At 62.1% G+C, this 7,379-nt stretch carries 7 protein-coding genes; 1 reads left to right on the forward strand and 6 read right to left on the reverse strand.

The window, feature by feature from the left end; genetic code table 11:
• Window positions 1-49: 49 nt before the first annotated feature.
• The 6 genes from THIDRDRAFT_RS10295 to THIDRDRAFT_RS10320 form a co-directional block, all read right to left on the reverse strand.
• Complete coding sequence (locus THIDRDRAFT_RS10295) at window positions 50-808, reverse strand: hypothetical protein (RefSeq protein WP_007040776.1); 759 nt, start codon at window positions 806-808, stop codon at window positions 50-52.
• An 83-nt stretch (window positions 809-891) separates the two neighbouring features.
• Window positions 892-1,632 (reverse strand): S-methyl-5'-thioinosine phosphorylase, encoded by a 741-nt coding sequence (locus THIDRDRAFT_RS10300; RefSeq protein ID WP_007040777.1) that lies wholly within the window; start codon window positions 1,630-1,632, stop codon window positions 892-894.
• A 107-nt stretch (window positions 1,633-1,739) separates the two neighbouring features.
• Complete coding sequence (locus tag THIDRDRAFT_RS10305) at window positions 1,740-2,201, reverse strand: hemerythrin domain-containing protein (RefSeq protein WP_007040778.1); 462 nt, start codon at window positions 2,199-2,201, stop codon at window positions 1,740-1,742.
• A gap of 211 nt (window positions 2,202-2,412) precedes the next feature.
• Window positions 2,413-2,964 (reverse strand): hypoxanthine-guanine phosphoribosyltransferase, encoded by a 552-nt coding sequence (locus THIDRDRAFT_RS10310; protein WP_007040779.1) that lies wholly within the window; start codon window positions 2,962-2,964, stop codon window positions 2,413-2,415.
• On the reverse strand, window positions 2,961-4,037 hold the full coding sequence (gene nagZ, locus THIDRDRAFT_RS10315; protein ID WP_007040780.1) for a beta-N-acetylhexosaminidase: 1,077 nt from the start codon (window positions 4,035-4,037) through the stop codon (window positions 2,961-2,963). The genes THIDRDRAFT_RS10310 and nagZ overlap by 4 nt, the downstream gene beginning before the upstream one ends.
• Window positions 4,038-4,127: 90 nt before the next feature.
• Window positions 4,128-4,913, reverse strand: coding sequence for an ABC transporter permease (locus tag THIDRDRAFT_RS10320; protein ID WP_245535817.1), 786 nt, complete (start codon window positions 4,911-4,913; stop codon window positions 4,128-4,130).
• A gap of 166 nt (window positions 4,914-5,079) precedes the next feature.
• On the opposite strand from THIDRDRAFT_RS10320, the gene ftsH reads away from it, so the two are divergent.
• Window positions 5,080-6,996, forward strand: coding sequence for an ATP-dependent zinc metalloprotease FtsH (gene ftsH / locus THIDRDRAFT_RS10325; RefSeq protein WP_007040782.1), 1,917 nt, complete (start codon window positions 5,080-5,082; stop codon window positions 6,994-6,996).
• Window positions 6,997-7,379: the final 383 nt, after the last annotated feature.

Here is a 7,379-nt window from a genome sequence, read left to right on the forward strand (position 1 = left end):
GCCATCCGAGCGACGAAGCGCTTGAGCGCTCAGCCGCTCGGACGAGGAATCATTGCGCGGGCGCGTAGACTCCTGGCGGATAGACGGCGGGACCATACCCCGGGTATCCATACCCGTAAGGGACCGGAGGCGCGTAGGTACGCATCTGCTCCCATTGCTGACGCATCCGCGCATCCGCCTCACGACGCATCGCCTCGTACCGCGCCATCATCTCGGCGCGCCGCTTGCTGGCAGCCTCCCAGCCGTAGGAGCCAGCAGGAACCGACGACGACGGCATCTGCTGACGCGGTGCATCCGCGACCGCAGGAGCCTCCTGAGCCGGAGCAGGAGCCGGCGCAGCAAACGCGGGCGCCATCGGCCTAGGCTGCGACATGAAGCCGGGGGCAGAAGCTGCGGGTGCCGCCGAGACGGGCGCCTCGACCTTCTGCTCGACGGCGGCCGACGCAGGCGCCTGCTGCTTGATCAACGAGTTCGCAAAGACCGACGACTCGGCTTCCCGAACCGGCTTACGCTCCTCGGCGACACTGGTCGCGACGACCTTCGGCTCTTCCGTCGCCGTCGACTCCTCAGCCGCTGCCGTCTCCTCGCCGGATGACGCCTCGCCCTCGTGATCGTTAGGCAGGACTTTGATCGGAACCGGACTCAACTTCGCGAGCGAGTCCATGAAAGCCGCCGCAGTGGGCTTGCCCTCCTCGCGATCGATCGAACTCAAATAGAGGTAGCCGAACGCAATGACGACCCCCCAAAGCACCAATTTCGGCAGCCATCCCAGCGATGAACGTGGGGCCGCGTTGTCCGCATTAGCCATGATGAATACTCTCCCGCAAGACCTTGCTTAAAGAATGAACTCAACCGCATCAGCGACCCATTGAGCTGGACCCGCCTAGCCGGTCAACGACCAGCCGTCAGCGCCAGCAAAACCTCCAGGATCCGCTCGGAACACAGGGCCACGTTATCCTCGATCTCCTTCATGGTAATGACGGTGCCGCTCTTACCGGCGGCCCAGTTGACGACGAAGGCGAAGCTCGCATAGCACAACCCCAACTCACGCGCCAGGGTTGCCTCCGGCATGCCGGTCATCCCGACCATGTCGCAGCCATCGCGTTCATAACGTCTTATTTCAGCGGCCGTTTCCAACCGCGGCCCCTGAGTCGCACCATAGGTGCCACCCGGAACGATACCGCAACCGACGCGACCGCAGGCATCAATCAGCGACTGCCGCAGCGACTCACAGTATGGCTCCGTGACGTCGATATGCTCGACGCCATCGGCCATCCCGTCGTAAAGCGTATGCTCACGACCGTAGGTGTAATCGACAATCTGATCCGGCACAGCCAACGCCGCTGGACCGAATCGCTCGGTGATACCGCCCACGGCGGCCAAGGCCACCACACGCTCCGCTCCACACTGCCGTAGCGCCCAAAGATTCGCGCGATAGTTGATCCGATGCGGCGGAAGGTGGTGCGAAGCCCCATGCCGAGGCAAAAACAGAACCTCCGAGTCCCCCAGCCGACCGCGCGTCACCGGGGCGGAGGTCTCGCCGAATGGCGTCTCCACCGATTGAGCATCCAGAACCGCCAGAGAAGACAGCCCGGAGAATCCGGAGCCGCCGATGATAGCCAGAAGAGACATGCACCCACCACAACCGATAAAGACGACGCAGTCTACCGGAGAGCGCATAGGATGCCAAACCCGCGCCGCGAACGGCGCCGGGGGCAATTAAAGCCGAATGGCGCCGATCAACGACCGAGCGACCCAGCCCGCTCAGACTCCTGAAACAGCCCGATCTCAACCAGCTTGGGGAGCAACACCAATTCCTCTCGCTCGATCCGTCTGACGACCATCTCGAAGATCTCTCGCGTTTCGGCCAGAAAATCCTCTGAAAAATTGAAATCGCAATTCCTCAGCCAGCGCTTGTGATAATCGTCGAACACCTTGCGAAGCGGTTTTTCGCCGCTGATGAAACCCCAGGCGATGGATTTGACCTTCGCGTCCTCGTGGATCAGCAAACGAGGGTAGAGCGTACGATCCTCGTCAGAGAGATGCGCGCGAACCTTCGTACCGAGATCACACAGGAGCTCATGGGCCGTCTTGGCGTTCGGACGGATTTTCAACATCTCGGGCGTCATGATCGCATTGAGATCATCGATCATCTGACGCAGCTCAATATGCGTATTGCGATAGGCATCCAGCGTCGTCATCGGGCATCCTCCTCCAAAAGCAGAATAATTATCAAGGGGCCGAGCGCCCGCCACCGACAGACCTAAACGTCGGCAGCAACTCGAGCGGGCCGCTGGACCAACGGCCCGCCCAGCAGCCCTCCCCGGAGGATGTAGCTCAATTACACCGGATAGTCAAAAAGCCATTAATTATATTGGAATTTTACAGAAAACCCAGACAAAGCGGACGACGTCATACATCCTGATCGGCGACCGCATAGATGCCCGAAGCATTGCGGAAATAGTTTTTGTAATCGAGGCCATATCCATAGAGATAACGATCGGGAACCCGAACCCCAACCACGTCCACGCCACACCGATGCGGCCGGATCTTCTCGACCAGAACCGCCGAATGCACGCTGGCCGCACCATCCTCATGACAGGCGCGAATGACCTGATCGACAGTGACCCCTTCATCGAGAATATCGTCAAGCACCAGCACGTGCTCGCCGCGAATCGCCTCCGACGGACGATGACGCCAGGCGAGCTCCCCACCGCTGGTGGCACCCTGATAGCGACTCGCATGGATGTAATCAAGGCGAAGCTGGAAGTTGAGCCGTGGCAGCAAAAGCCCCGCCACGATCACCGCACCGGTCATGACGCAGAGCACCAGCGGATCCTTCCCCGCCAAACGTTCCGTGAGCTCCTCGGCCATGCGATCGAGCGCCGCGTCCATCTCTTGCGCGCTCACCAGGCACTCAGCGCGACTGGCAACGGCGTCATAGTCTTTCGAATCGAGCTTCATCCAGCGTTCTCCGGATCTGTAGGGTCAGTCAGCCCGAGCGAGAGCGTTTCGAGCTCCTCCAATTCGGCAACATGGCGCAGCGCGCGCTGCCATTCGGGCTGTTCGTGTAATTGCGCCGCATCCAGCCGACTGCGGCCATGCATGCGCAGCAAACGCAGATGCGAGGCCGGATCCCGTCGATCCCCAAAGGACTCGACGATGTCGCGCGCGGCCGAGCGATTGTTGCAGATGAGCAGCATATCGCAACCCGCCTCGGCCGCAGCCCGCGCACGCTCGGGATAATCACCGCCGGCGCCCGCTGCGGCCATGTTGAGATCATCGCTGAAGATGACCCCTTGGAACCCCATGCGCTCGCGCAGGATATCTTTCAGCCAGCGGGCCGAAAAACCAGCCGGTTCCGGCGCGATTCGCGGATAGACCACATGGGCCGGCATGATCGCCTCCAGCCCTCGATCGATCAGGCGCTGGAAGGGCACCAGATCCTCCATCTCGAGGTCGGCAAAGGTCCGCTCATCCGTTGGCAGCTCCAGGTGAGAGTCCCCAATCACGCCGCCGTGCCCGGGAAAGTGCTTGCCGACCGCCGCCATCCCTGCCTGCCGGACGCCCTCGACCCAGGCCGCCGTCAATTCAGAAACCTGCTGCTCCTGCGCACCGAAACCGCGATCGCCAATGACGCGACTGATCTGACGATCCAGGTCCAGCACCGGGGCAAAACTGAAATCCACCCCGAGAGAACGCAGCTCGGCGGCCATCAACCAGCCAATCGATTCGCAAGCCCTGCGAGCCTTTGTGGGATCGGTCGCATAGAGCCGCCCGAAACGTCCAGCAGGCGGCAAGCGCGTGAAGCCCTCGCGAAACCGCTGCACGCGCCCGCCTTCCTGATCGACGCCGATCAGCAATCGAGGATCTCGGAGCGCATGGATCGCCGCGGTCAGCTCGGCAAGCTGGACGGGCGATTCGTAGTTGCGTGAGAAGAGGATGACCCCGCCAACCGAGGGATGCAGCAAGAGATCGCGATCCTCCTCGGAAAGCCGAGTTCCGGCCAGATCGACCATGATGGGACCGAGCGACATCTTCAGAACCTCCCGGCCAAAGGGGATGGAACGGACGACATGGAGAGACAGATCGAGCGACGATTCATACGACGCACTTTTACCACAGGGTCAGGCATGTCGCGAGCGCACGTCCAGCCGATCCCGTAGCGCATCCCCCAAGAGGTTCACCGAAAGCACGACGAACAGGATCGCCAGACCCGGGGCAACGACCAGATGCGGCGCGACGAGCAGATAGGAGACTCCGTCGCGCACCATGTTCCCCCAGGACGCGTCCGGGGGCTGCACCCCGAGCCCGAGGAAGGACAAGCCCGCCTCGGCGATGACGACGCCGGAAATGGCGAAGGTCGCTTCCACCATGAGCGGCGCGATCGTCAGTGGAATCAGGTGCCGCAGCAGGATCGCCCAGCCCGATCGACCGAGCGCGCGCGCCGCGGTCACATGGTCGCGGTGAACCAGAGCGAGCACCTGGGCCCTTGCCAGTCGCGCGTAACCGACCCAGCCAACGACGACCAGGGCGAAGATGACGTTGTCGATCCCTGGCCCCATGACCCCGGCTAGCGCGATCGCGAGCAGGATGCCGGGAAAGGCCATGAAGAGATCGAGGATTCGAGCCACGACAAGATCCAGCCAACCGCCGACGAATCCCGAACAGGCGCCGACCAGGGTTCCGAAAGAGGCACTCACCGCGACCACACCGAACCCCACCAACAGCGAGGTCCGAGCCCCGGACAGCAGACGGTCCAACACCGGGCGGCCCAGATCGTCGTTACCCAACAGTGAGAAGGTCCCAGGAGGCGCCAGGATGGCAGTCAAATCCACCCGATCCGGATTCAGACCGAGCAGCGGCGCACAGATCGCCAAAAGAACCCAGAACACCAGGAACAAGGCAGCCACACCTAGAGTCCAATCCGTCCGCAAACCTGATAAGCTCCGATCAACTCAGGGCCGAACGATGGCCCTGTTGGATTTCGATACCCCGCCCTGATATACCCACTAGAGCGGTATGGAATCGTCCAATACCACCCTATTGCGCATCAGGTCAACGAGGATAGCCCTAAGAATGAATGCGAAGAACCTGAATATCCTGCTTTGGATCGCCGTCACCTTCTGGCTGGTGATGTCGCTCAACAGCCTGACCTCGAGCGATCACATCGAGGCGCACAACCTGAGCTACAGCAAGTTCCTACAAGAACTCTCCGACGGCTCGATCAGGGAAGTGACCATCCAGGACCAACAGGTCAAGGGTGTTCGTAACGACGGATCGCGCTTCGAAACCTATGATCCGGGCGACCCCGGACTGGTCGGCGATCTGCTGAAGAACTCCGTTACCATTCGCGCTCAACCACCGGAAAAGCCGAGCATCTTCGTACAGCTGCTTTCCGCCTGGCTGCCCTTCCTGGTGCTGGCCGGCGTCTGGATCTGGTTTATGCGCCGTAATTCGGGCGGAGGCGGATCCGGGGGTATCTTCAATTTCGGTAAGAGCCGCGCGCGCCAGCATGCCGAAGGCGAAGTGAAGGTCACGCTGCGCGACGTCGCCGGTGTCGAAGAGGCCAAGGAAGAGGTCGGCGAGTTGGTCGACTTCCTCAAGAGCCCTCAGAAGTTCTCCAACCTCGGCGGACGTATCCCGCGCGGCGTGCTCATGGTGGGACCGCCCGGAACGGGCAAGACGCTGCTTGCGCGTGCCATCGCAGGCGAGGCAAAGGTGCCCTTCTTCAGCATCTCCGGCTCGGACTTCGTCGAGATGTTTGTCGGCGTCGGCGCCTCTCGCGTCCGCGATCTGTTCGAGCAGGCCAAGAAGAGCGCGCCCTGCATCATCTTCATCGACGAGATCGACGCGGTCGGCCGCAAGCGCGGGGCCGGTCTCGGCGGCGGACACGACGAGCGCGAGCAAACCCTCAACCAATTACTGGTCGAGATGGACGGCTTCGCGGGCAACGAAGGCATCATCGTGATCGCGGCGACCAACCGCGCCGACGTGCTCGACCCCGCACTGCTGCGTCCGGGACGCTTCGACCGCCAGGTCGTCGTCGGCCTGCCCGATCTGGCCGGACGTGCTGCCATCCTGGAGGTCCACATGCGCAAGGTGCCGATCGCCGAGGACGTCGACGCACGCACCATCGCACGCGGAACGCCTGGGTTCTCCGGCGCCGATCTCGCCAACCTGGTGAACGAGGCCGCGCTCTTCGCCGCGCGCGCCGGAAACACCGAGGTCGCGATGGGCATGTTCGAGAAGGCCAAGGACAAGATCATGATGGGAGCCGAACGCCGCAGCATCGTCATGACCGAGAACGAGAAGAAACTCACGGCCTATCACGAGGCGGGCCACGCCATCGTCGGACGACTGGTCCCCGAGCACGACCCGGTCCACAAGGTCAGCATCATCCCGCGCGGACGCGCACTGGGCGTCACCCTCTTCCTTCCGGAACGGGATCGCTACAGCATGAGCAAGCGCCAGCTGGAAAGTCAGATCTCCAGCCTGTTCGGCGGCCGCATCGCGGAGGAGATGATCTTCGGACCCGAGCAGGTCACGACCGGTGCCTCGAACGATATCGAGCGCGCGACCGACATCTCGCGCAACATGGTGACCCGCTTCGGACTGTCCGACGAACTCGGCCCCCTGGCCTATGCCGAAGACGAGGGCGAGGTCTTCCTCGGCCGCTCCGTCACTCAGCAGCGCCAGATCTCGCCCGAGACCGCTCAGGCGATCGACAAGGAGGTGCGCGGCATCATCGACCGCAACTACAAGCGCTCCAGGCAGTTACTCGAAGAGAACCTGGAAAAGCTGCACACCATGGCGGGTGCCTTGCTGAAATACGAGACCATCAGCAAGGATCAGATCGACGACATCATGGAAGGCCGTCCGATGCGCGAGCCCGAGGATGATCCTGGTCGCCCGACCACCCCCACAGCAGGGGGCGGCACGGAAAAGGGCTCAAGCAGCACCAAGCAGCCGCCAATCGCCATCGACGGTGTCTGACGCTCCGACGGCTCCTTCTCGACGCCAATAGAACAGCCCCCGCGATCGCGGGGGCTTTTTTGTGGATTCGATCGACGACGGCCCGCTCAGGACGAGCCGGATTCGACGACCATCGGGTCAGGATGCCTTGCGAAAGGCATGCTGGGCCGCGACATCGCGGAAATGGACATCCGTTCAGCAGCGTGGCATCGGCTCGTCGAAGATGGAAACCAGCTCGGATTTGTCGAACCGCTCCGACTCCTGCAGCTCCTCACCGGCGTGATATATAGCCATCGGACATGACGCTCGCACTGTCCCCTTGATTTGAGCCCTGTATTTCCGTGCTAAGGGACCGTCCACTAACTATTTCCCGATTTATTCGGCCTGATGGTGTAGTTTAGATT

It is taken from the genome of Thiorhodococcus drewsii AZ1 (assembly GCF_000224065.1).
GTDB classification, from domain to species: domain Bacteria; phylum Pseudomonadota; class Gammaproteobacteria; order Chromatiales; family Chromatiaceae; genus Imhoffiella; species Imhoffiella drewsii.

What these genes read in the sequence shown, in the direction of transcription:
- THIDRDRAFT_RS10305 (WP_007040778.1), bottom strand. Translation starts at nt 2,201, where the DNA reads ATGACGACGCTGGATGCCTATCGCAATACGCATATTGAGCTGCGTCAG.
- THIDRDRAFT_RS10300 (WP_007040777.1), bottom strand. Translation starts at nt 1,632, where the DNA reads ATGTCTCTTCTGGCTATCATCGGCGGCTCCGGATTCTCCGGGCTGTCT.
- THIDRDRAFT_RS10295 (WP_007040776.1), bottom strand. Translation starts at nt 808, where the DNA reads ATGGCTAATGCGGACAACGCGGCCCCACGTTCATCGCTGGGATGGCTG.
- THIDRDRAFT_RS10310 (WP_007040779.1), bottom strand. Translation starts at nt 2,964, where the DNA reads ATGAAGCTCGATTCGAAAGACTATGACGCCGTTGCCAGTCGCGCTGAG.
- nagZ (WP_007040780.1), bottom strand. Translation starts at nt 4,037, where the DNA reads ATGTCGCTCGGTCCCATCATGGTCGATCTGGCCGGAACTCGGCTTTCC.
- ftsH (WP_007040782.1), top strand. Translation starts at nt 5,080, where the DNA reads ATGAATGCGAAGAACCTGAATATCCTGCTTTGGATCGCCGTCACCTTC.